General features: G+C 73.0%; 18 protein-coding genes. 9 read left to right on the top strand and 9 right to left on the bottom strand.

Annotation, left to right across the window (positions count from 1 at the left end; all coding sequences use genetic code 11):
- Positions 1-34: 34 nt before the first annotated feature.
- Complete coding sequence (locus ACPYO4_RS00660; protein WP_425707270.1) at positions 35-1108, top strand: inositol-3-phosphate synthase; 1074 nt, start codon at positions 35-37, stop codon at positions 1106-1108.
- Positions 1109-1199: 91 nt separating this feature from the next.
- Here ACPYO4_RS00660 and ACPYO4_RS00655 read toward each other — a convergent pair whose 3' ends face one another.
- Positions 1200-2615, bottom strand: coding sequence for a CCA tRNA nucleotidyltransferase (locus tag ACPYO4_RS00655; protein ID WP_425707623.1), 1416 nt, complete (start codon positions 2613-2615; stop codon positions 1200-1202).
- 144 nt (positions 2616-2759) lie between these two features.
- Between ACPYO4_RS00655 and ACPYO4_RS00650 the strand changes: the two genes are divergently transcribed.
- From ACPYO4_RS00650 to ACPYO4_RS00615, 8 genes are all read left to right on the top strand, one after another.
- Positions 2760-3281 carry an NUDIX hydrolase gene (locus ACPYO4_RS00650; protein ID WP_425707269.1) on the top strand — a complete coding sequence of 174 codons (522 nt, stop codon included), beginning with the start codon at positions 2760-2762 and terminating at the stop codon, positions 3279-3281.
- Positions 3278-5794, top strand: a complete 2517-nt coding sequence (locus ACPYO4_RS00645) for a DUF6049 family protein (protein WP_425707268.1) — start codon at positions 3278-3280, stop codon at positions 5792-5794. Before ACPYO4_RS00650 ends, ACPYO4_RS00645 begins: the two co-directional genes overlap by 4 nt.
- Positions 5791-8304, top strand: coding sequence for a murein biosynthesis integral membrane protein MurJ (gene murJ / locus ACPYO4_RS00640; protein ID WP_425707267.1), 2514 nt, complete (start codon positions 5791-5793; stop codon positions 8302-8304). Before ACPYO4_RS00645 ends, murJ begins: the two co-directional genes overlap by 4 nt.
- A 207-nt stretch (positions 8305-8511) precedes the next feature.
- Positions 8512-11127: a hypothetical protein gene (locus ACPYO4_RS00635; RefSeq protein WP_425707266.1), complete on the top strand. Its 2616-nt coding sequence runs from the start codon at positions 8512-8514 to the stop codon at positions 11125-11127.
- Between the two features lie 89 nt (positions 11128-11216).
- Entirely contained in the window at positions 11217-12266 is a 1050-nt protein-coding gene (gene trxB / locus ACPYO4_RS00630; RefSeq protein WP_425707265.1) for a thioredoxin-disulfide reductase, read from the top strand.
- Between the two features lie 4 nt (positions 12267-12270).
- Entirely contained in the window at positions 12271-12600 is a 330-nt protein-coding gene (locus tag ACPYO4_RS00625; protein WP_425707264.1) for a thioredoxin family protein, read from the top strand.
- A gap of 88 nt (positions 12601-12688) precedes the next feature.
- Positions 12689-14056, top strand: coding sequence for a PLP-dependent aminotransferase family protein (locus tag ACPYO4_RS00620; RefSeq protein ID WP_425707263.1), 1368 nt, complete (start codon positions 12689-12691; stop codon positions 14054-14056).
- 80 nt (positions 14057-14136) lie between these two features.
- Entirely contained in the window at positions 14137-15135 is a 999-nt protein-coding gene (locus tag ACPYO4_RS00615) for a D-alanine--D-alanine ligase family protein (protein ID WP_425707262.1), read from the top strand.
- Positions 15136-15164: 29 nt separating this feature from the next.
- Here ACPYO4_RS00615 and ACPYO4_RS00610 read toward each other — a convergent pair whose 3' ends face one another.
- From ACPYO4_RS00610 to rpmH, 8 genes are all read right to left on the bottom strand, one after another.
- The gene (locus tag ACPYO4_RS00610) at positions 15165-16115 is read right to left on the bottom strand and encodes a ParB/RepB/Spo0J family partition protein (RefSeq protein ID WP_425707261.1); all 951 of its coding nucleotides are present in this window, start codon (positions 16113-16115) and stop codon (positions 15165-15167) included.
- Positions 16116-16430: 315 nt separating this feature from the next.
- Positions 16431-17426 carry a ParA family protein gene (locus ACPYO4_RS00605; RefSeq protein ID WP_425707260.1) on the bottom strand — a complete coding sequence of 332 codons (996 nt, stop codon included), beginning with the start codon at positions 17424-17426 and terminating at the stop codon, positions 16431-16433.
- A 1780-nt stretch (positions 17427-19206) separates the two neighbouring features.
- On the bottom strand, positions 19207-19932 hold the full coding sequence (gene rsmG, locus ACPYO4_RS00600; RefSeq protein WP_425707259.1) for a 16S rRNA (guanine(527)-N(7))-methyltransferase RsmG: 726 nt from the start codon (positions 19930-19932) through the stop codon (positions 19207-19209).
- A gap of 1 nt (position 19933) precedes the next feature.
- Positions 19934-20404: a protein jag gene (locus tag ACPYO4_RS00595; RefSeq protein ID WP_425707622.1), complete on the bottom strand. Its 471-nt coding sequence runs from the start codon at positions 20402-20404 to the stop codon at positions 19934-19936.
- Between the two features lie 264 nt (positions 20405-20668).
- Positions 20669-21829: a membrane protein insertase YidC gene (gene yidC, locus ACPYO4_RS00590; RefSeq protein ID WP_425707258.1), complete on the bottom strand. Its 1161-nt coding sequence runs from the start codon at positions 21827-21829 to the stop codon at positions 20669-20671.
- Positions 21829-22293 carry a membrane protein insertion efficiency factor YidD gene (yidD, locus tag ACPYO4_RS00585; protein ID WP_425707257.1) on the bottom strand — a complete coding sequence of 155 codons (465 nt, stop codon included), beginning with the start codon at positions 22291-22293 and terminating at the stop codon, positions 21829-21831. Before yidD ends, yidC begins: the two co-directional genes overlap by 1 nt.
- On the bottom strand, positions 22286-22714 hold the full coding sequence (gene rnpA, locus ACPYO4_RS00580) for a ribonuclease P protein component (RefSeq protein WP_425707256.1): 429 nt from the start codon (positions 22712-22714) through the stop codon (positions 22286-22288). Before rnpA ends, yidD begins: the two co-directional genes overlap by 8 nt.
- Positions 22715-22717: 3 nt before the next feature.
- The gene (gene rpmH / locus ACPYO4_RS00575) at positions 22718-22855 is read right to left on the bottom strand and encodes a 50S ribosomal protein L34 (protein WP_425707255.1); all 138 of its coding nucleotides are present in this window, start codon (positions 22853-22855) and stop codon (positions 22718-22720) included.
- Positions 22856-23094: the final 239 nt, after the last annotated feature.

Raw genomic sequence — 23094 nt, 5'->3', positions numbered from 1 at the left:
GGCGGTCGGAGACGAGCGACGGAGGAGGCGAGACGTGGTGCGGGTAGCAGTCGTCGGGGTGGGCAACTGCGCCTCCTCACTCATCCAGGGCGTGCGGTACTACGCGGACGCCGACCCCCGGGACACCGTGCCCGGCCTCATGCACGTCGAGCTCGGCGGGATCCATGTGCGCGACGTCGAGATCGTCGCCGCGTTCGACGTCGACTCCCGCAAGGTCGGTGCCGACCTCGCCGAGGCGATCGGCGCCTCGGAGAACAACACGCTGCGCCTCACCGACGTCCCGCCCACGGGCGTGGAGGTGCTGCGCGGGCCCACGCTCGACGGCCTGGGCCGGTACTACCGGGAGACGATCAAGGAGTCCGACGCCGCCCCGGTCGACGTGGCGGCCGCCCTGCGCGAGAGCGGTGCCGAGGTCCTCGTCTGCTACCTGCCGGTGGGCTCCGAGGAGGCGGCCCGCCACTACGCGCAGGCCGCGCTCGAGGCGGGCTGCGCGGTCGTCAACGCCCTGCCGGTGTTCCTCGCCTCGGACCCCGACTGGGCGCAGCAGTTCGTCGACGCAGGTCTGCCGATCGTCGGTGACGACGTGAAGTCCCAGGTGGGTGCCACGATCACGCACCGCGTGCTGGCCCGGCTCCTCGAGGAGCGGGGCGTCCGGCTCGACCGCACGTTCCAGCTCAACGTGGGCGGGAACATGGACTTCCGCAACATGCTCGAGCGCGAGCGCCTCGAGTCCAAGCGGGTGTCCAAGACCCAGGCGGTGACGTCGAACATCGCGGGGCACCTGCCGGCCCGCGACATCCACATCGGCCCCTCGGACCACGTGGCGTGGCTGGACGACCGCAAGTGGGCCTACGTGCGCCTCGAGGGCCGCGGCTTCGGCGACGCCCCGATGTCGCTGGAGTACAAGCTCGAGGTGTGGGACTCCCCCAACTCGGCGGGCATCGTCATCGACGCCGTGCGCCTCGCGAAGCTGGGCCTGGACCGGGGCGTCGGCGGCCCGCTGCTCGCGGCGAGCGCCTACCTCATGAAGTCCCCGCCCGAGCAGCGCGAGGACACCGCCGCCCGGGCCGACGTCGAGGCGTTCATCCGCGGCGAGATCGAGCGGTAGGGGCGCGACGCCCACCCGGCCCCGCAGCTGGTGCCGGCCACCGTCGACGAGCGGTTCGGCGACGCCGCCGCCCCGCTGCCGTGACGAGCCCTCAGGCCGAGGACTCGGGCTGCTCGGCCCACCAGGCCAGCAGCTCGGCCTCGGCCCGCTCGTCGCCGAGCGGCCCCTCCTCCATCCGCAGCGCGAGCAGGTGCTGGTAGGCCCGGCCCACCAGCGGACCCGGTGAGATCCCCAGCAGCTCCATGATCCGCGAGCCGTCGAGGTCCGGACGGATCGCCGCCAGCTCCTCGGCCTCGGCGAGCTCCTCGATGCGTCGCTCGAGATCGTCGTAGGCCGCCGACAGGCGCGCGGCCTTGCGCCGGTTGCGGGTCGTGGAGTCCGCCCGGGTGAGGCGGTGGAGCCGCTCGAGCAGCGGACCGGCGTCGGTGACGTACCGGCGCACGGCCGAGTCCGTCCAGGCGCCGTCGCCGTACCCGTGGAACCGCAGGTGCAGCTCCACGAGGCGGGCGACGTCCTTCGTCGTCTGCTTGTCGAACGTCAGCGCCCGCATCCGCTTCGCCGTCAGCTTCGCCCCGACGAGCTCGTGGTGGTGGAAGCTCACCCCGCCGCCGGGCTCGAAGCGCCGCGTGGCCGGCTTGCCGACATCGTGCATCACCGCCGCGAGCCGCAGCACGAGGTCCGGTCCGGGCACGGGGCCGTCCGGTCCGGTCTCGAGGTCGACGGCCTGGTCGAGGACGGTGAGCGTGTGCTCGTAGACGTCCTTGTGCCGCCCGTGCTCGTCGACGGTCTCGCGCAGCAGGGCCAGCTCGGGGAGCACGACCTCGGCCACGCCGGTGTCGACGAGCAGCCGGAGACCGGCCCGCGGGTGGTCGCCGACCAGCAGGCGCTCGAGCTCGGCGCGCACGCGCTCGGCCGAGACGATCTCCAGCCGGGAGGCCATCGCCGTCATCGCCTCGCGCACGTCGCCGACGACGTCGAACCCCAGCTGCGCGGCGAACCGGGCGGCCCGCATGATCCGCAGCGGGTCGTCGTCGAAGGACTGCTCCGCGGTGACCGGGGTGCGCAGCACGCCGCGGGCCAGGTCGCCCAGGCCGTCGTGCGGGTCGACGAGCTCGAGCCCGGGCAGTCGCACGGCCATGGCGTTGACCGTGAAGTCCCGGCGGGACAGGTCGCCCTCGAGGGAGTCCCCGAACGCGACGGCGGGCTTGCGCGACCCCACCTCGTACTCGTCGGTGCGGTAGGTCGTCACCTCGACCTCGAGGCCGGCGCGCGCGCCGCCGATCGTGCCGAACTCGCGGCCCATGTCCCACGTGCGCGCACCCCAGGCGCGCAGCAGGCGCTCGGTGTCCTCCGGCGTCGCCGAGGTGGTGAGGTCGATATCCTTCGGCGGCACCTCGAGGAACGCGTCCCGCACGGGGCCGCCGACGAGCGCGATCTCCTCGCCGGCGTCGACGAACGCCGCGGCGAGGTCGAGCACGGGCCGCGGGAGGTCAGCGAGCACCTTCATGGCGCGCACCTTCAGGGCGAGGTCGTCAGGCAGGTCGTCCGGCACCGACCAAGGGTGCCACGGCGGCCGTTCCGGACCCGAGCGGTCCTGCCGGCTCGGCCCGCCCTCCTTCGGTCCGGCACGGAGTCTCTTACAGTGGACTGCATGCCTGCCGCCCCGATACCCCAGCCACGGGCCCCGCGCCCGTTGCGGGTGCGGACCCCGGGCTCGCGCTCCTCGCGCCTGCCCGTGGTCGACGAGACCTCCGCCGGGGGCATCGTCGTCAAGGTCGCCGACGGCGTCGCGTACGTCGCCGTCATCGCCCGCCGCAACCGGGGCGGCCGCCTCGAGTGGTGCCTGCCGAAGGGCCACCTCGAGGGCGTCGAGACCGCCGAGCAGGCCGCCGTGCGGGAGATCGCCGAGGAGACCGGCATCGACGGCCGCGTCCTGCGCCACCTGGGCACCATCGACTACTGGTTCGCCGGCACGGACCGGCGCGTCCACAAGGTGGTGCACCACTTCCTCCTCGAGGCCACCGGCGGCACCCTGACCATCGAGAACGACCCCGACCAGGAGGCGGAGCAGGTGGCGTGGGTGCGTCTGGACAAGGTCGCGGCACGCCTGGCCTACCCCAACGAGCGGCGCGTGGTCGCCACAGCCCGGGACGTGCTGGCCGGCCGGGCATGATCTCGAGAGCCACGCGGGGGCGGGCCGCGGCGGCACTTCTCACCTCGGCGCTGACGGCGCTGTGCCTCTCCGGGACCCCCGCGGCAGGTGGCCTCCCGGCCGCGCACGGACCCCGGCCGGCCGCGACCGCTCCCCCGGCTGCCGGCCCGCCGCCCGCGCCGGCCGTGGCCGCACCCTCGACGACGGCCCGCACCAACCCTGTCGACGCCGAGGAGCCGGCCGAGCCGCTCGCCCTGGACGACGTGGCCCCGGCGGTCCTCGATCCCGAGGACGACCTCACGGTCACCGTCACGCTCACCCCGACCACCGACGTCGAGGACGGCACGCTCGCGCTGGCGCTCGACCCGACGATCCCTCTGTCGCGGTCCGTGCTCGCGGCCTGGCAGTCCGGCGAGGGGCCCTCGGGGTACGCGAGCCGGACGGAGGTCGAGCTCGACGGGACCGTGGCCGCGGGCGAGAGCAGGACGGTCGAGCTCGAGGTCCCCGCCGAGGAGCTCGGTCTCGTCGCCGGCCGCGACGAGTGGGGCCCGCGCGGCCTGGAGGTCGTCCTCACCGACGCCGGCGAGGTCGAGGAGGTGGTGCGCTCCGTCGTGGTGTGGGGCGCGCCCGCCGAGTCCCTCGAGCCGCTGCCGGTCGGCCTCCTCGTCCCGGCGACGTCCGGCTCCGTCGCCGACCCCGCGCTCGTGCCCGGGCTCGGCCCTGGTACGGCCGGCGCACCGGACGACCCGGCGCCGACGGGCTCAGAGGCGCCACCGGCCTCCGAGGCGCCGACGGGCGGCGGGTCGGAGCCGCCCACCGACGGGCCGCCGGCCACGGAGACCCCGTCCGACCGGGCGGCGCCCGGTGAGGTGCCGTCCGGGGAGCCGCCGAGCGACGCCTCGACGACCACCGCTCCGGACGCCGCCTCCGGCTCCGGCTCGACCACCGATCCGGGCGCCGCCTCCGCGCAGGACGCGCCGTCGGCGGTGCTCACGCTCGCCCAGGCCGTCGCCGGCACCGGGGCGAGCCTCGCGCTGGACCCGGTCCTCCTCGACGGGGCCGGGTCGCCGTCGGGCACGGCACTCACGGAGCTCGCCGAGGACGACCGGCTGCTCGCGCTGCCCGCCGGCGACGCCGACCTCGCCGCCCTCGCCCACCTCGAGCGACCGGACCTCGCCCAGCGGCTCACGAACGACGGGGTCGACCGCATCGGGATGCTCACCGGCCACGTCGTCCCCTCCCTCGCCTGGCCCGCCGGGGAGGAGGTCGACGCCTCCACCGTCGAGCTGGCGCACGACGGCTCGACGAGCGTCACCGTCCTGCCCGGCCCCGTCCTCGCGCCCGTAGCCGACCTCACGTACACCGTCTCCGGCCGGGCCGACGTCGAGCTCGGGGGCGCGCGCGGCCTCACCGCCCCCGCACTGGTCGCCGAGGAGAGGGCCAGCTCGCTGCTCGCCGGCACCCTCATGCCGTGGTCGACCGGGTCGCCGGTCGAGCTGTCCGCCGTGCAGTCGCGCCAGCTCCTGCTCGCCGACCTCGCCGTCGTCTTCCGCGAGCGCCCCAGCGACCCGCGCCCGCTCCTGCTCACCTACGACCGCTCCTCGCCGGCCGACCCGGCCGTCGTCGGCGACGTCGCCCGCGCGCTCGCCGACGCACCGTGGGTCGATCTCCTCGCCCTCGGCGACCTCATGGACACCCCACCGGCGTCGGACGAGGCCCTCTCCCTGCCCGACCGGACCGTCGGGCCGGGCGAGATCGACGCCGCCGGGCTCGCGCGCGCCGAGGAGACGGAGCGGCTCGCCGCCGCGGTGGCCACGATGACCGACACGCCGCCCCCCGCGGTGGCCGGCGCCACGCTCGCCGTGCGCACCGCCGTCTCGGCCGGCTGGCGCGACGACGCCGCCGGGCGGGAAGCACTCGTCACCGGCTGGCGCGACTCCCTGTCCGCGGCCACGCACGCCGTCCGGCCGACCCCCACCTCCCCGATCAACCTCATCGCCTCGACGGCGGACCTGCCGGTGCGGGTGGAGAACGAGGGCGACTTCGACGCGCGGGTGACCGTCGTCGTCGATCCGGACGACCCCAGGCTCGAGGCACCCGAGGGCGTCGAGATCGTCGTCCCGGCCGGCGGGCAGGAGACCGCGCTCGTCCCCGTCTCGGCCATCGGGTCCGGCGACCTTCCGGTGCGGATCCGGCTGGTGACGCCCGACGGCGAGCAGATCGGCTCGGCCGCCACGATCGTCGTCCGCGTCCGCGCGGGCTGGGAGGGCACCGCGGTGACGATCGCGGGCGTCGTGCTCGCCCTGCTCGTCGTCGTCGGGCTCGCGCGCCGGATCCGGCGCGGTGTCCGGGTCCCGACCGGCGACGCCACGCCCGTCATCGCCGGCGATCCCGGCGCGCCGACCGTCCACGTCACGGGGGAGCAGCCCGCCGTCGTCGACGATGGCCCTCGCGCCGGCGACGGTGCGGACCGCCCGGAGCACCCGCCCCGGGCCACCTCCGAGGACGACGACGAGAGGAACGACGAGCGATGAGCGGCAGGAGGGGGCTCGCCGGGTCCTCGGTGACGATGTTCGCCGGCACCCTCGTCTCCCGCGTGCTCGGCCTGGTCAAGGGGCCCGTGCTCCTGGTCGCGGTGCTCGGAGCGAACACGGGCGCGTCGAACGCGTTCGACGTGGCCAACCGGCTCCCCAACCTCATCTACCTCCTCGTCGCCGGCGGCGTCCTCAACGCGGTCCTCGTCCCCCAGATCGTCCGGGCGATGACCAAGGACGAGGACGGCGGCGACGACTACGTCTCCCGCCTGCTCACGGCGATCACGCTGGGCCTGGCCGGACTGACGGTCGCGCTCACGCTCGCCGCACCGCTGCTCGTGCGGCTGTTCGCCTTCGGGATGGAGGACCCCTGGTACTCGCTGTCCGTGACGTTCGCGTACTGGTGCATCCCCCAGCTGTTCTTCTACGGGATGTACACGCTGCTCGGACAGGTGCTCAACGCGCGCGGCATCTTCGGCCCGTACACGTGGGCACCGGTGCTCAACAACGTCGTGGCCATCGCGGGTCTGCTCGTGTTCCTCGGGCTGCACGGGTCGGTCGCCGACCTCACCGCGGCCGGCGCCGAGGGGTGGACGCAGGACCGCACGATCCTGCTCGCGGGCGTGGCGACCGCCGGGGTCGCGGCCCAGGCGCTCGTCCTGATGTGGCCGCTGCGCCGTGCCGGGGTGAAGCTGCGGCCGAAGTTCGGGTTCCGTGGCCGCGGGCTGGGCTCCGCGACGTCGACGGCGATGTGGGTCTTCGCCGCCCTCCTGGTGGGTCAGCTCGCGACGCTCGCGATCTCCAACGTGGCCGCCGCTGCCTCCGCGGCGGGCGACTACGCCATCGACGTGGCCGGCAACGCCGCGTACACCAACGCCTACTTCCTGTACTCGCTGCCGACCTCGCTCATCGTCGTCTCGCTCATCACCGCGCTGTTCACCCGCATGTCCACCTCCGCGGCGCACCAGGACCTCGACGCCGTGCGCGCCGACCTCTCCCTCGGCCTGCGCGTCGTCGGGCTGTTCACCCTGTTCTGCTCGGGCGGGCTCATGGTGCTCGCGCTGCCGGTCGTCCGGGTCATCACGCCGGCCGCCGCGTTCGTCGAGGTGGAGTCGATCGCCAGGGTGCTCGTCGCCATGCTGCTCGGCCTCGTGGGGGTGGGCGCGTTCACCGTCATCCAGCGGGTGTACTACGCGTTCGAGGACGCCCGGCGGCTGTTCTTCCTCCAGCTCCCGCTCACCGTCATCGTGGTCGGCGGCGCGTTCGCGTCGCTGCTGCTGACCCCCCGGTGGGTCCTCGTCGGCGCCTGCGTCGCGATGGCGGTGTCGAACATCGTCGGCGCCGCGCTGTCCTTCCTCGGCCTGCGGCCCCGGCTGGGCCGCACCGACGGGGGCCGCGTGCTGCGCTCGCACGTGCGGATGACGGTGGCCGCCGCCGGCCCGCTCCTGCTCGGCTGGGGCCTGCTCACCCTGCTCGGCACGGACGAGTCCGACCTCGACGTCGCCGGCGCGCTCCTGCGCGTCGTGATCGTCGGGCTCCTCATGATGGTGGGCTACTTCGTCGCCCTGCGCGCGCTGGGTGTCGGCGAGCTCGAGGTGGTGGCCCGTCCGCTCGGCACCATGGTCGCGTCTCTCGCGCGCAGGCTCCCCGGGCCGCTGCGCGTGGTCGTCCTGTGGCTGGCCCGGGTGCTCAATCCCGGCCTGCGGGCGGGCACGCCGGGCGACGGTCCTCGGCACGGTGGTCCTGACGACGGGCCCGACGGCGGTGACGCCGGACCCGGCGAGGGTCCCGACGACGGGCCCGGTGACGATCCCGGCGACGGTGCCGACGGCGACAGGCCCGTGGGCGGCGAGCCCGTGGGTGGGGGACCCACCGGTCCGGTCCCCACCGACGACGGTGCGGGCCCCCTGTGGGGCGGGCCGGCCGCCGAGGAGGTGCGCGAGGCCGACGCGGCCGTCGACGCCTCGAGGGACCTGCCGTGGGCCCCGCACATCGAGTCCGCGTGGGAGCCGGTCTGGAACCCCGGGCGCCGCAGCCGTCCGGAGGTGGCTCAACCGCCTCCCACCGAGGGCTCGAGCGAGGCCGGCACCGCGCCCGGCACGGCCCGTGCGCGCCCAGCGAGCCCGCCGGAGAGTCGGGACGCCGTGCGCCGAACCGGCAGGCACGCACCTCCCGCCCCCACCGCGGCCGAGCTCGACCCGCTCACGCACCTCGACGCGCTCGACGGCCCGCCCGACCAGACCGTGGTCCGCCCCGTCCGGCCGGTGACCGAGCGCCCCCAGCGCCCCGACCCTGCCGACCGCGCCGAGCCTCCCGAGCGCCCTCAACCCGCCGAGCGGGCCGACGGGGACGACCTGCCCGACCGGGACCCCGCGCACGCGCCACGCCACGCCCGCCACGCGCGGCCGCGACAGGAGGAGGTCGCGGGTCGGACGCCGCCGCCCCCTCCCCCGCCACCGTCCGGCACACCGGACTCGGCCGACGGTCACACGGAGCCACCGCGCCGGTGAGCCGACCCGATCGGCGCACCCCGGGCAACTAGACTCGCGCACGACCACGCACCGCGGCACCGCCGTACCGCCGTCCACGACCGAGGGGGACACCTGGACACGCACCGGGGCTCCGCACCCGGTCCGCTCCTCGCGGGCCGCTACGCGCTTGGCCATGCCCTCGAGACCGCCTCCGCGGGCGCCACCAGGTACGCGGCTCACGACACGGTGCTCGACCGCCAGGTCGAGGTGCTGCTGCTGGACCCCGCGCAGCCCACCACGGACGAGGTGCTCGACGCCGCCCGCCGGGCGTCCCTGGTCGAGGACGACCGGCTGCGCAGCATCTACGAGGTCGCGACGGACGACGGCACCGCGTACGTCGTCGGCGAGCCGGCGCGCGGCACGACCCTCGCCGACTACGCCGGGAACGGCCCGATCCCGGCCGAGCAGGCCCGGGCCATCATCGGGGAGGCGGCCGCAGCGCTCGACGCCGCCCGGCGGCACGGGGTCCGGCACCTCGCCCTCGACGCGCGGTCCGTGCACGTCACCGACGACGGCGAGGTCCTCGTCGCGGGGGCGGGAGTCGCCAACGCGCTCGGCGAGAACCTCGTCCTGACCCCTGCCCGCGCGTCCCGGAAGGACGCGAGCGACCTCGTCGAGCTCCTCTACCTCGCCCTGACCGGCCGACCGGCGACCACCGACGACGGCTCGGCCCCGCCCGCGCCCGGCGTGCTGATCGACCGCGTCCCGCACGACCTCGACGACCTCTGCGTGCGCACGCTCGACGAGGGGGCAGGACCCTCCAGCGCCGGCGACCTGTTCCACACCCTGGCCCCGTGGGGCGACATCGAGCCGCCGCCGCGGGAGGTCCGACGCTCGGCAGGGGGACACTCCGCCCCCCCGCCTCCGCCTCCGCCTCCGCCTCCCGCGCCGAGCGACTCCACCGAGGAGATCTCCGCCGTCGACGACGAACGTCCCGCCCAGACCGCGGAGCCGCGCCCGCGGTCGACGCTCGGCGGGCGGCTTCGTCGTCAGATCCCACCGCCGTCGATCCCGCCCGCCGACGGCACCGCCGAGGCGGTGGCGTCCGGCACGTCCTCCGCCACTGCCGCGTCCGCCGGCGCGGTGGGGCTGGGCGCGGCCGCGGCCGGGACGCTCGCGGCCGGTGCCTACGGGGCCGAGGCCCGGACCGGGGACGCCGTCTCGGCCGGACGCGCCACGGCATCGTCGAGCACCACCGGCTCCGGCGACCAGGAGCGCGGTCGAGACAGCTCCGGGACGGCCGGTCGCGCCGCGGAGGGGTCGAGCAGCGCCGCGCGACCGGCGCGCGACGAGACGGCGACCGACGCTCCCACCGAGGCGGCACGCACCTCGGCGCCGAGCCCCACCGAGCCGGGTGGCTCGGATGAGCGTCCGACGGCCGAGGACACACCCTCCGACGGGTCGACCGACACCGACCCGCTGGCGGGCATCGTCCCCACCAGGGCCTCCGCCCGGTTCGACGCCGTCACGCGCCGCGTGGTCGGCGGCGCTCGCCCGCCCGTACGTCATGCCCGCGTGGCGGTGGCGCACCTCCCCGTCCCGGACCCCCACGGCCCTACGTCCGACGAGGGCGCCGGTGCCGGGACGGCCCCGGACGGACGCGGTCGCGCTCGCCGTGCCGCCGGCAGCGACACCGCCGTCGCCGGCAGCTCGTCCCTCGGAGCGGCGGCCGGCCCCTCCACCGGTGGCCCGGCAGCGCGCGGTCAGCACACGGGCGGCCCCGGTCGTCCGGGCGCACCCGACGGTGCCGCGGCGGGCACCGGCGGAGCCACGGGACGTGCCTCGTCGATCGGTTCGAGGGCCTCGGCCGCGGCCGCGGCAGCCGCGGCGGGGATCGGGGGTGCGTCGTCGTCGATCGGACGCTCGGTCGGGCGCGCACGCACCTCGATCCAGGAACGCCTGTCCAACCCCGGGCGCCTGACCGAGGAGGAGGCCGGCGAGCAGCCGCTCGACGTCCCCTACGGCACGTCCGGCTCGGGTTCGCAGCCCGCGATCGACGAGCCCGTCCGCCGGGTACCGGTCGACGCCCGAGGCCGGTCGTCGGCCGCGGGTGCCGACCAGCGCACGGGGCAGGCGCCGCCCGTGGGCTACCGCCCCACCGGCAGCCTGGACGCCCGGGACGACCGCTCGCTCATGGACGACCGCGTTCCCGGGCGCGAGGTCAGCCGCCACACGATCGACCCGATGCCGTGGGTCGTCGTCCTGTTCCTCGTCGTCGTCGTGATCTGCGCCTGGCTGGCCGTCCGGACGCTGCTCACGCCGACCACTGCCGTCGAGCTGCCCAGCGAGGACCCGCCCGTGGTGACGCCCGACCCGGTCGAGGAGAGCACGACGGACGAGCCGACCGCCGAGGCCTCCGACCTGCCGGCCCCCGTGCTCTCGCGCACCGAGCTCGTCGACCCCGAGGGCGGCGGCACGGACAACGCCGACACCGCCGAGCTGGCCGCCGACGGCGACGTCGACACCTACTGGCGCTCGCTGTCCTACCAGTCGCCCGACTTCGGTGTGAAGTCCGGCACGGGGCTGCTCGTGTGGCTCGAGGAGATCAGTACCGTCGGCGGACTGACGATCGACACCTTCGCCGACGGCGAGGGCGGCAACGTGGAGATCCGCATCTCCGACCCGGCCACGCCCGGCGAGGGCGAGCTGCTCGCCGAGGGCCCCCTCGAGGCCGGGGAGACCACGTTCACGTGGGACTCGCCGGTCACGACCGCCCACCTCATCGTCTGGATCACCGAGCTGCCGACCGCGGGCACCGACGGCGCCAACCGGGCGGAGATCGCCGAGATCACCGTCCAGTAGCAGGGCACACCGCCGAGGTGGCCCGGAACAACCCGCCGCGGCCCGCTGTTCACCCGGCAGCACCCACCGAATACGTCCGAGGAGAGTCCATGACCGACACCACCGCCGCCGAGAAGATCCACGACGTCGTGGTGGTGGGCTCCGGCCCCGCCGGCTGGACGGCCGCGATCTACGCCGCGCGCGCCGACCTCAGCCCCCTCGTCATCGCCGGGCAGATCGACGCCGGCGGTGCGCTGATGACGACCACCGAGGTCGAGAACTTCCCCGGGTTCCCCGAGGGCGTCATGGGTCCCGACCTCATGGAGAAGATGCAGGCGCAGGCCGAGCGGTTCGGCGCCGAGGTCCTCTACGAGGACGTCGTCTCCGCCGACCTCACCGGCGACATCAAGGTCCTCACCACCGACGACGCGACCTACCGGGCGCGGTCGGTGATCCTTGCGCTCGGCAGTGCGTACAAGCACATCGGTCTCGACAAGGAGGACGAGATGTCGGGCCGAGGGGTGTCCTACTGCGCCACCTGCGACGGCTTCTTCTTCAAGCAGCAGCACATCGCCGTGGTCGGCGGCGGCGACTCGGCCGCGACCGAGGCCCTGTTCCTCACCAAGTTCGCCGACAAGGTGACGATGATCCACCGCCGCGACGAGCTGCGGGCCTCGAAGGTCATGGCCGACCGCGTGCTCGCCGACCCGAAGATCCAGATGGCCTGGAGCTCGGAGGTGGCCGCCATCAACGGCGAGCAGCGCCTGGAGTCCCTCACGCTGCGCGACACCGTGAGCGGCGAGGAGCGCGAGCTGCCGGTGACCGGCATGTTCGTCGCGATCGGCCACCTGCCGCGCACCGGCGTCGTCGCCGGGCAGGTCGAGCTCGACAAGGACGGCTACATCGTCGTCGAGCACCCGACGACCGCCACCAACCTGCCGGGTGTCTTCGCCTGCGGCGACGCCGTCGACCACGTCTACCGCCAGGCGATCACGGCCGCAGGCACCGGTTGCTCGGCCGCCCTGGACGCCGAGCGGTACCTCGCGGACCTCGCCCACGGCACCGTGTCTCCGGGCGCACCCGAGGTCGAGGCGGCCGTCGTCACGGACGCGGAGCCGGCCGCGCAGGCGGTCGGGTCGCCCACGCCCGTCGCCGGCTGAGACCGTGCACGTCACGCCCGTCGACGCCGAGGGCCTCGAGGAGGTCCTCGGCTCCGGCGGGCTCGTCGTCGTCGACTTCTGGGCCGAGTGGTGCGGCCCGTGCCGTCTGATGGCACCCGTCCTCGAGGAGGTCGCCGGCATGCGCCCCGACGTCACGGTGGTGTCGGTCGACACCGCCGAGCATCCGGGCATCGCCGAGCGCTGGGGCGTGCGTACGATCCCGACCTACCACCTGCGGATCCGCGAGGAGGGCGCGGGCGTCCTCGTCGGCGCCCAGACCAAGCCGCGCCTGCTCGCCGCGATCGACGAGGCGCTGGGCTCGATACCCGGCTGACCACGCCCGGCTCCTCCCGGGGCGGCGGGTGCGCGGTGGCAGACTGGCCTCTCCGCGCACCAGCGCACCGAGCCACGAGGAGCAGGCGATGAGCACCACGGACAGCCAGGACGGCCAGGTCGAGCAGCAGGAGCCGCGCGCGGCCGCCCCCGCTGCCGCGGCCGCCGGCACCCGGCTCGACCCGTGGCTGAAGAACTACGCGGGACGCGCCCACCACCTGCGTGCCTCGGAGGTCCGGTCGCTGTTCGCCGTCGCGAACCGTCCGGAGGTCGTCTCCCTCGCCGGCGGCATGCCCAACATCGCGGACCTGCCCCTGGGGCGGCTCGGCGACATGATCGGGTCGATGGTGGCCGAGGCCGGTACGCGTGCACTGCAGTACGGCGGCGGCCAGGGCGAGGAGGAGCTGCGCGAGCAGATCGTCGAGGTCATGCGCTACTCCGCGATGCACGCGCACCCGGACGACGTGGTGGTGACGACCGGCTCCCAGCAGGCGCTCGACCTCGTCACCGGCATCTTCATCGACCCGGGCGACGTCATCGTCGCCGAGGCGCCCAGCTACGTCGGCGCCCTCGGGGTCTTCCGGAGCTACCAGGCCGACGTCGTGCACGTTCCGATGGACGACCACGGCCTGATCCCCGAGGAGCTCGAGCGCATCCTCGGCGAGCTCGCCCGGGCCGGTCGCACCGTCAAGCTGCTGTACACGGTGCCGAACTTCCACAACCCCGCCGGCGTCACGCTGTCCCTCGAGCGGCGCCCCCGCATCGTCGAGATCGCCCGCAGTTACGGGGTGCTCATCATGGAGGACGACCCGTACGGGCTGCTCGGCTTCGACTCCGACCCGCTGCCGGCGCTGAAGTCCTACGACGAGGACGCCGTCGTCCACCTGGGCTCCTTCTCGAAGACCTTCGCTCCCGGCCTGCGGGTCGGCTGGGCGTACGCGCCGCTCGCCGTGCGGGAGAAGCTCGTGCTGGCCGCGGAGTCCGCGATCCTCTCGCCGTCGGTCATCAACGAGATGATCGTCACCCGCTACCTCCAGGAGTTCGACTGGTACGGGCAGGTGAAGTCGTTCCGCGAGATGTACCGCGAGCGTCGGGACGCGATGCTCGGCGCCCTGAGCGAGCACCTTCCCCACCTGTCCTGGACGGTCCCGACGGGCGGCTTCTACACGTGGCTCACGCTGCCGCCCGGGCTCGACGCCAAGGCGATGCTGCCGCGGGCGGTGACCAACCGGGTCGCCTACACCTCCGGCACGGCCTTCTTCGCGGACGGCACCGGCCAGGACCACGTCCGACTGTCCTACTGCTTCCCGACGCCGGACCGCATCCGCGAGGGGGTGCGCCGACTGGCGGAGGTCGTCCGCGCGGAGGCGGAGCTCGTCGAGATGTTCGGCACGGCGAACGACATCCCTGCCGGCGGCACGGGCACGGTCGACGTGCCCGGCCCCGACGCCAGCTGACCAGGTCCGGGCCAGCCCGGGCACCCACCACCCGACACCGATGCCGGTCCCAGTGACCACATGACGACGAGGAGCAGCAGATGGACGACGCGGCCGCCGGAGAATCGCCCCGCACCTCCGGCAGGGAGGACCTCACCGTCGCCGTGGTGAGCGGAGGCCTCACCCACGAGCGCGACGTCTCGATCCGTTCCGGGCGTCGCGTGGGCGGGGCGCTGCGCTCGGCCGGCGCCACGGTCGAGATCCTCGACCTCGACGCCTCGCTCATCGACCGGCTCGGCCGGCTCGAGCCCGACGTCGTGTGGCCGGTGGTCCACGGCGCCGAGGGCGAGGACGGCTCCCTGCAGGACCTGCTCGTGCTGCTCGGCCTGCCGTTCGTCGGCTCCCCCTCGGCCGGCGCGCGCCTCGCCTCGGACAAGCCCGTGTCCAAGGCCGTCGTCGGCGCCGCCGGCGTCGCCACGCCGTCCTACGTCGCGCTCCCCCAGTCCCTCTTCCGCGAGGTGGGCCCCCGCCGCGTCCTCGACGACGTGGTCCACCGGCTCGGCCTGCCGCTCGTCGTCAAGCCCGTCGACGGCGGCTCCGCCCTGGGTGTCACCCTCGTGGAGGATCGCGCCCAGCTCCCGGGCGCGATGGTGGCCTGCTTCGCCTACGGACCGGAGGCGCTCATCGAGCGCGCCGTGGACGGGACGGAGGTCGCCGTCTCGGTCGTCGACCTCGGGGACGGGCCCATCGCGCTCCCGCCGGTGGAGATCGCCACCTCCGACGGGCCGTACGACTTCGACGCCCGGTACAACCCGGGACGTGCCGAGTTCTTCACCCCCGCGCGGCTCTCCGCCGACGTCGCGGCCGAGGTCGCCCGCACCGCCACCACCGTGCACACGGCCCTGGGGCTGCGCGACCTGTCGCGGGTCGACATGATCGTCGACGGCGACGGCCGCCCCTGGGTCATCGACATCAACGTGGCCCCCGGGCTCACCGAGACGTCCCTGTTCCCGCAGGCGGCGGCGCAGGGGCCGACCACCCCCGAGGAGCTCTACCTCGCCCTCGCCCGCCGCGCCGTCGAACGCGGGCCGGAGGCGTAGTACCGCCCCGGTGGGCAGGGGGCAGCGCGTCAGTCCGCGTTGATCTGCTCGCCCGGCACGAGACTCGTGAGGATGCGGTCGAGGTCCTCCACGGAGGCGAAGTCCACCGTGATGCGCCCCTTGCGCTGCCCCATCACCACCTTGACCCGCGTGTCGAACCGGTCCGACAGCCGGTCGGCCAGCCTGTCGAGCTGCTCGGAGTGCGCGGAGGGCGCACGCCGGCGACGCAGCTCGGGACGGGCCGCGCCCTCCCCCATGGTCACGGCCTCCTCGGTCGCGCGCACCGACAGGCCCTCGGCGACGATCCGCTGGGCGAGGCGCTCCATCGCCGCGCCGTCCTCGAGGCCGAGCAGGGCCCGCGCGTGCCCGGCGGACAGCACGCCCGCCGCCACACGGCGCTGCACCAGCGCCGGGAGCTTGAGCAGCCGCAGCGTGTTGGAGATCTGCGGGCGGGAGCGCGCGATGCGGCGTGCGAGCTCGTCGTGGGTGCCGCCGAAGTCGTCGAGCAGCTGCTGGTAGGCGGCCGCCTCCTCGAGCGGATTGAGCTGTGCGCGGTGCAGGTTCTCCAGGAGCGCGTCACGCAGAAGGTCCGTGTCGTCCGTGGACCGGACGACGGCCGGGATCTCCGTGAGGTCCGCCTGGATCGAGGCCCGGAGCCGGCGCTCTCCCATGACCAGCTCGTACCGGACGGTGTCGCTGCGCCGAGGGTCGGACTCGGGGATCGGCCGGACGACGACCGGCTGCAGGACCCCGAGCTCGCGGATGGAGGCCGACAGCTCGTCGAGGTCCTCCTCGTCGAACACCTGCCGTGGCTGCCGCGAGTTGGGGACGATCGAGGCGACGGGAACCTCGGCGTAGGTCGCGCCGGGCACCGGGCGAAGTCCACCGTCGTGGGCGGCCGGCACCTCCGGAGGATCCTCGTCACCGGTGGTGGGCGCCTGGTTCCACGAACCTTCGTGTCCCTCGGCGTCGGGCGTCACGGCTGAAGCTCCCGCGCTGTCGACACCGGCCGTGGTCGAGGTCGCATCGGACGCGGCGTCCCCCTGTACCGCACCGGCAGGTCTGGTGCTTCCACCCTGTGTCTGCTCAACCGCACCGGCTTCCGCAACAGGTGCCGAACCGTCCACTTCAGTCTCAGGCGAGGTCGTGACCTGCGTCTTCCTTCGATCGGACTCGTTCGATGAACTGTCGAAGAAGATATCCGCCGGACGAGCACTCCGGGCACCTGCCGGTGGTCCGCTCGGGATCAACGCACCGATCCCCCGACCAAGACCACGCCGCTTCTCCGCCATGTCCTACTCCTTCGGTGCTGCGCCACGCACAGCGATCTCGAGCGCAGCCTCACGGTAGGTGAGCGCCCCCGACGACGTCGGGTCGTACGTGATGATCGTCTGGCCGAAGCTCGGAGCCTCAGAGATCCGCACGGACCGTGGCACCGCCGTCTTCAGGACCTGGTCCGGGAAGTGGGTACGCACCTCGTGCGCCACCTCGCGCGAGAGGTTCGTGCGCTTGTCGTACATCGTCAGCAGGATCGTCGAGACCACGAGCTCGGGGTTGAGGTGCTCGGTGATCAGACCGATGCTGCGCACGAGCTGGGTGAGGCCCTCCAGCGCGTAGTACTCGCACTGGATGGGGATGAGGACCTCCCGAGCCGCGACGAACGCGTTGATCGTCAGCAGGCCGAGGCTCGGTGGGCAGTCGACCAAAATGTAGTCAACGGGCTCCTGACCTGCAGTTTCGCGGTGACGAACATACTCCGCCAAGGCGTCCGCCAATCGCCTCTCGCGGTTCTCCTCGGAGACCAGCTCGATCTCCGCCCCCGAGAGGTCGATGGTCGACGGCACCACCTCCACACCCGGCAACAGCTCGGCAGGAACGACGACGTCCGCGATCGTCAGATCCCCCATGAGGACGTCGTACAACGACTGTGTACCCGGTGCATGTTCCGCGCCGAGCGCCGTGGAGGCGTTGCCCTGCGGGTCGTTGTCCACCAGAAGTACTCGCAGCCCCCCCTCGGACAGCGCTGCGGCGAGGTTGACGGCGCTTGTGGTCTTCCCGACTCCGCCCTTCTGATTAGCGACGGTTATAGTCCGCATTTGTGTGGGCTTGGGCATGTCTTTGCCGAACAGTCTCCGGCGGCGCGCGGCTTGCTCTGCCAGTTCCTGAGCGAGCGGCGTCGTCTCGTCGTCGTCGAACGCCGTGTGGGACAGCGCGTCGTCCTGATCGTCCTCCGGCACCGCGGAACTGTGGTCAGCGACCTCGGCGGCCTTGTCTGTCGTGCGATCGCCCATGCGTCGGGTCTCCAGCTCGTGGGAAATACGTCGGAGCGAGTCTAAGCCGAGCATGACCGGTGCGGGTCCCCGTCCGCGCGCTCCTGGCAGGTGTTCAACGCTGGCCGACCGACCTGTCCCGCCAGCTCGTCGCTCTCCAGGTTTCACGTGGAACGAGATGTTCTGTGACATGCGGCGTTTCCCGCCTTCCCGCACGCGTTGTAGGCCGGGACGGAGATGTCGATGGCAGTAGTGGCACCGCCGCTGGGACTCGGGCCGCGTGGTTCAACACCTATATGGGCACCCACCTCACACCTGACAGAGCACTTTTCGCTCGTCGCACGATCCGTTGCGCTTTCCTAGCCGTCCGCTTGCTCCGCGGAGCGCGCGCAACGGCACAGCTCCCTCCTTGTGCGCGTGGGACTGGGGCGGGCGATGTCAGAATCACCGTGGGCCGGCCGTCGTTGCTCATGGGGTATGTCCGCGGTCGGTGCGGCCATGTTGTTTCACGTGGAACCTCGGGTGCGAGCCCGTGACACGTCCACCTGTATTGCTCACGGGAAGCGATGTGCCGTTCACACTGTCGCCGCACCTGCATGAGACGGACTCTGCACGTCTTGGTCCTCACGAATGTTGGACTCCCGCATGCGCGGCTGTTGTCGGTTGCACGTGAAACGTGCTCGGCGTCGTCACCGCTTCATGTATGCGGGCCCGTGCAGCGTGGTGTCGGAAGCTCCTCAGTCCGCTATGGCCACGGGAACGCGAACGCACTCCGGGCCGTCACGCACATGACACCTCGACGAGTACACGGTTCCACGTGAAACGCAGGTCCTTCTCGAAGCGCCCGTGCACGCTCAGCTTCCATCCACCTGACACTCTCGGCACCAGCGGGGATCGGACGTGATCTATCCCTGCGCCTCCATGGATGGCCAAGAGGACAGCCAACGGAAGCAACACCCGGTAGGCGCCACATGCATCACCGCGCTGGAACGCTTCCCAGACCGACACCTTCACAGGGACATCCGGCACTCAGAGGTTCCACGTGAAACAACGGACCGCAGGCTCAACGACGCCAATGCGAGCGACTGGTGCAGGTATTTGCAGGGAAGTCACCACCTCGAGCGATCCCATCGCGGAGGCCTTCTCACGCCCCAACGATCCTGCCCCTCAACCCCGCGGCCGTTCCGCGATGATCATCATCTGCACCGAGCTCGAGTAGCGCCGACGACTCGACGGGCACAGCGGCCCAGAACTGTCGGTCCAGGCGAAGCCCGAAGCCGCCGGATACCCGGCAACGTGCCGTCCAGGCGCTGGCGTCCAGGAGCCGACGCCCGACCGGCAGCCCACGCGACCGGCCGCCGTCCATCGCCGCTCTTCAGGCCCACCGGCCACCAACGACCAGCCACCGCGCCCGGCCACCGGCCTCGACCACGGGGGATCTACGGGATGGCTAGATCGCGAAGCCACTCAGCCTTCACGAGAGAGCGCGAACGACAGTTTTGATGCTTATGCATCTATAGGGAGTCCTCGATCAACGCCTCCCGCGGGAGATCCGCACGTCACCGGGCCGCTCACCTGCTGTGCGTCCCGGCACCGAACCCGGAAACAACCGAGCCACCGGTGCTGTCCTCGACCGCGCGAGCGACGATCGACCGCCACCACACTCACGTCGAGGTCCTCGGTCGCAGCGACCACCGCACAACCCGCCCGCGGACGACGCCCACGGGCGCCGGAGCGGCGCGCAGGGTAGAGGAGCAGCCCGGTCGCTCGCCCTTCGACGACGGCGGGGGACGAACCTAACTCAACGCTTGTTGACCAGCACCAGGGTGGCCGTCTCGCCACCGGGAACCGGCACCACCGTCTCCACAGTGGTGCTCGTGGCGCCCAGCTTGCGCAGGACCTTGTTGGCCTTCGCGACCTCGGCGCTCGCCCGTTCACCCTTGAGTGCGACGAGCCGACCCCCGCCGGTCACGAGGGGCATCGTCCATCGCGCGAGCTTGTCCAGAGCGGCGACCGCCCGTGCGGTCACGACCGAGGCCTTGAGGACGCCGTGGAGCTCGTCGGCGCGCGCACGATGGATGTCCACGTTGTCCAGGCCGAGCTCGTCGACGACGTCGTGGAGCCAGTCCACGCGACGCTCCATGGGCTCGACCAGGTGCACCGTCGCGCCGGGCCTGAGCAGCGCGACGACGATCCCCGGGAACCCGGCACCCGAGCCCACGTCGACCACCGAGTCCTCGTCCCGGACGTAGAACGCCACCGCCGCCGAGTTCACGATGTGCCGGCGCCACAGGCGGGGGAGCTCGCGGGGGCCGATCAGTCCGCGCAGCTCACCCTCCTCCGCGAGCATCCGGGCGAAGTGCTGCGCCGGCGACCATGCGAGATCGAAGAGCTCGGCGACGCCTGAGCCGGGCACCTCGAGCATCTCCACGCCGCGGCTCACCTCCTCCGCGGAGCCGACGGGGGAGTGGTCCGGGCGCGGCTCTGTGCCCGCCTCCCGGCCGTTCTCCTCACCTGGCCGGTCCATGTCAGGCGGGACGGATGACCACGTGCCTGCGCGGCTCGACGCCCTCGGAGTCCGAGACGAGACCGGCGGCCGACACGGCGTCGTGCACGATCTTTCGCTCGAACGGGTTCATCGGGTCGAGCGACACGTCCTCGCTGCTGGCGCGGACCTTCTCGATCGCCTCCTCGGCCAGGGCCGTGAGGGTCGCGCGCCGCCCCTCGCGGTAGCCGGCGATGTCCACCATGATCCGGGAGCGCTCGCCGAGCTTGGCCTGGACCGCGAGCCGGGTGAGCTCCTGCACGGCGTCGAGGACACCGCCGTCGTCACCGACGAGGCGCGACAGGTACCGGTCACCGTCCTCCTCGGACACGATCGACACGGACGCGCGGCCGTGGTCCACCTCGATGTCGATGTCCCCGTCGAGGTCCGCGATGTCGAGCAGCTCCTCGAGGTAGTCGGCTGCGACGTCGCCCTCCTCCTCGAGACGGCTCACGCGTGCGGACGGTGCGGCCTCGTGCTGACCGTCGCCGGCCGCGGACGTCGAGTCCCGCCCTGCCGCGTCGACCGCCTCGGCGGGCTTCGGCGGCTCCTGAGCCGCGCCGTCCTCCCGGGGCTCCTGGTCGGCGACGGTGCCGGCAGCGTTGTTCTCGGTGGTGAGGTCGTTGGTCACGGTGTGCTCCTTCGTCCGACGCCCGATCCGGGCGCGTGCCAGGTGGTGCGTCCGCGGCGGGAGCGACTCCCTCGCGGTCGCGAGATATCAATTCTTCTTGGACCCGCCGGCGGATCCGCCCTCGCGCTTCCTGCGCTTCTCCGCGGCGAGCCGGCGCTCCGCCTGCCGCCGCTCGTACCGCTTCTGTGCGCGTTCCGCCGCGGTCAGGCCGTCCTTGCCGCGGACCTCGAACTCGTCCTCGTCGGAGTCCGCGGTGGTCTCCGCCGTCGTGCCGGCAGCCTCGCTCCCGCGCTTGGGCTGCGGCTGGCGCTGGCCGGCCGTGGGGCTGCGCCGCAGCGTCGGCGTCTCCTCCTCGAGCGGTGGGAGACCCTTCTTCGCACGCTTGGCGTTCTTCTTCTCGAGCATGGCCTTGTGCGCGTCGGACCCCGGCGTGGGCTGACGCTTGATCGTGTAGAACTGCTGACCCATCGACCACAGGTTCGAGATGAACCAGTAGATGAGGACACCGATCGGGAAGTTGACGCCCGTGACGGCGAAGACGACGGGGAGGATGTACAGCAGGATCTGCTGCTGCCGGAACATCGGGCTCTCCATCGCCGCGGGCGGCATGTTCTTCATCGTCAGCTGGCGCTGCGTGAAGAACGTGGAGAGCGACATCGCGATGATGAGGATGACCGTGACGATCCGGACCGCGGTGACGTCCGCATCGAGGTTCGCGGCGCCGTCCCCGAACGTCTGCATGAACGTCGAGGAGATCGGCGCGCCGAACAGGAGCGAGTTCTCGGCCTCGACCGCGCGTTCCTGGGTGAGCGGGCCGATCGCGTCCGAGGTGCCGGCGGCGATGTTGTCGAGCGAGTTGAGCACCGAGAACAGGCCGAAGAAGATCGGCATCTGCAGCAGCAGGGGGAGACAGGACGCGAACGGGGACGTGCCGGCGTCCTTGTAGAGCGCCTGCATCTCCTCCTGGAAGCGCTGCCGCGACGCCGGGTCCTTCTTGTTCTTATACTTGTCCTGCAGCTTCTTCAGCTCCGGCTGCACGAGCTGCATCGCCCGCGAGGCGCGGATCTGCCGGAAGAACAGCGGGATGATGAGAATGCGGACCACGACCGTGAGGCCGACGATCGAGATGATCCAGGCCCACCCGGGGCCCTCGGGCAGACCGATGGCGACGGCGCCGTCGTGGATGAGCACCATCACCCAGGCAACCGCCCACCTGATCGGCGCGAGAATGGTGTCGAAGAAGCCCATCAGCTCGGTTGCTCCCTGTGGTCCTGCGGCGAGCTGTCGCCCGCCCCTCGTTCGGTCTCCCTGAGGGTAGACGCACCGGCGGTGCCGGTCGTCATCGGGTGCTCGGGGGCACCCTCCGGGGTGTGGTGAGTCTCCTCACCCGCACTCGCCGGACCGGGCTGCGTCGGACCTGGCTCCGTCGGATCAGGCAGGGGGACCCGCCGTCCCACCCAGGCCCCGCGCTCCGGCACGTGGTCCACCCCGCCCTTCGACCAGGGATTGCACCGCAGCACACGCCACACCGCGAGCAGCAGTCCTTTGCCCGCTCCGTGCGTGCGCAGGGCCCCGACGGCGAACGCCGAGCACGAGGGGTAGTACCGGCACGTGGGCGGAAACCAGGGGGACACGACCAGCTGATAACCCCGCACCAGCTTGAGCAGCAGCCAGGTCAGCGGTCCGATCCGCCGCCCGGCGGACTCATCCATCGGTCGCCGGCGACGGCGCCGCGGACGCGCGCGGCGCAGACGACTCGGACCCGCGCGACGCTGCCGGGGGACGCCGCCGCTCCAGCTTGCGTGCGGTCGACCTGAGCGCCCGGTCCAGGTCGGCGCCGAGCTGCGCGGAGGTCGCCTGCGCGGCCCGCGGGAGCGCCCGCACGACCACGTGCGTGCCGCGCTCGATCGAGGCCAGACGCTCCGACATCAGGTGGCGCAGCCTCCTCTTGACCCTGGTGCGCACGACCGCGCCGCCCACACCCTTGGAGACGACGAAGCCGACGAGGACTGCGTCCTCGTCGGCGGTCGGCCGTCTATGGACGACGAGCCGGTCGGTGCCGGCCCGCACGCCCTTCCGGACGGTCGCGGTGAAGTCCTGCCCGCGGCGCATCCGGTGGTGCGCCGGGAGCACGGCTCAGGCGGAGAGCTTCGCGCGACCCTTGGAACGGCGCGCCGAGAGGATGGCGCGGCCCGCGCGGGTGCGCATCCGCAGACGGAAGCCGTGCACCTTCGACCGGCGGCGGTTGTTCGGCTGGAAAGTCCGCTTGCTCACGGCTCTACCCCTGACGTTGCTCGAGAAACTGACTGGCCCTGGAGGATCCGACCCCCGCGCACAGGCCTGGGACAGGCGCGCGCACGGGCCCGACCACGGGCCCAGGAATGAGTGGTGTCCACAGCAGTGGACGCCTCAGGTTACGGGCGTCGCCGCATCGTGGTCAACGGCGGACGGGCGTGACCTGTGGAACGTCGTCATCCACCGATGCGTCCGAGCGGCAGGTGGCCGGAGCGCAC

This window comes from Georgenia sp. Z1491 (genome assembly GCF_049856175.1).
GTDB lineage: Bacteria > Actinomycetota > Actinomycetes > Actinomycetales > Actinomycetaceae > JB111.
Note: the sequence above shows the minus strand (reverse complement) of the source record. Positions and strands in the feature narration are given on the sequence as shown.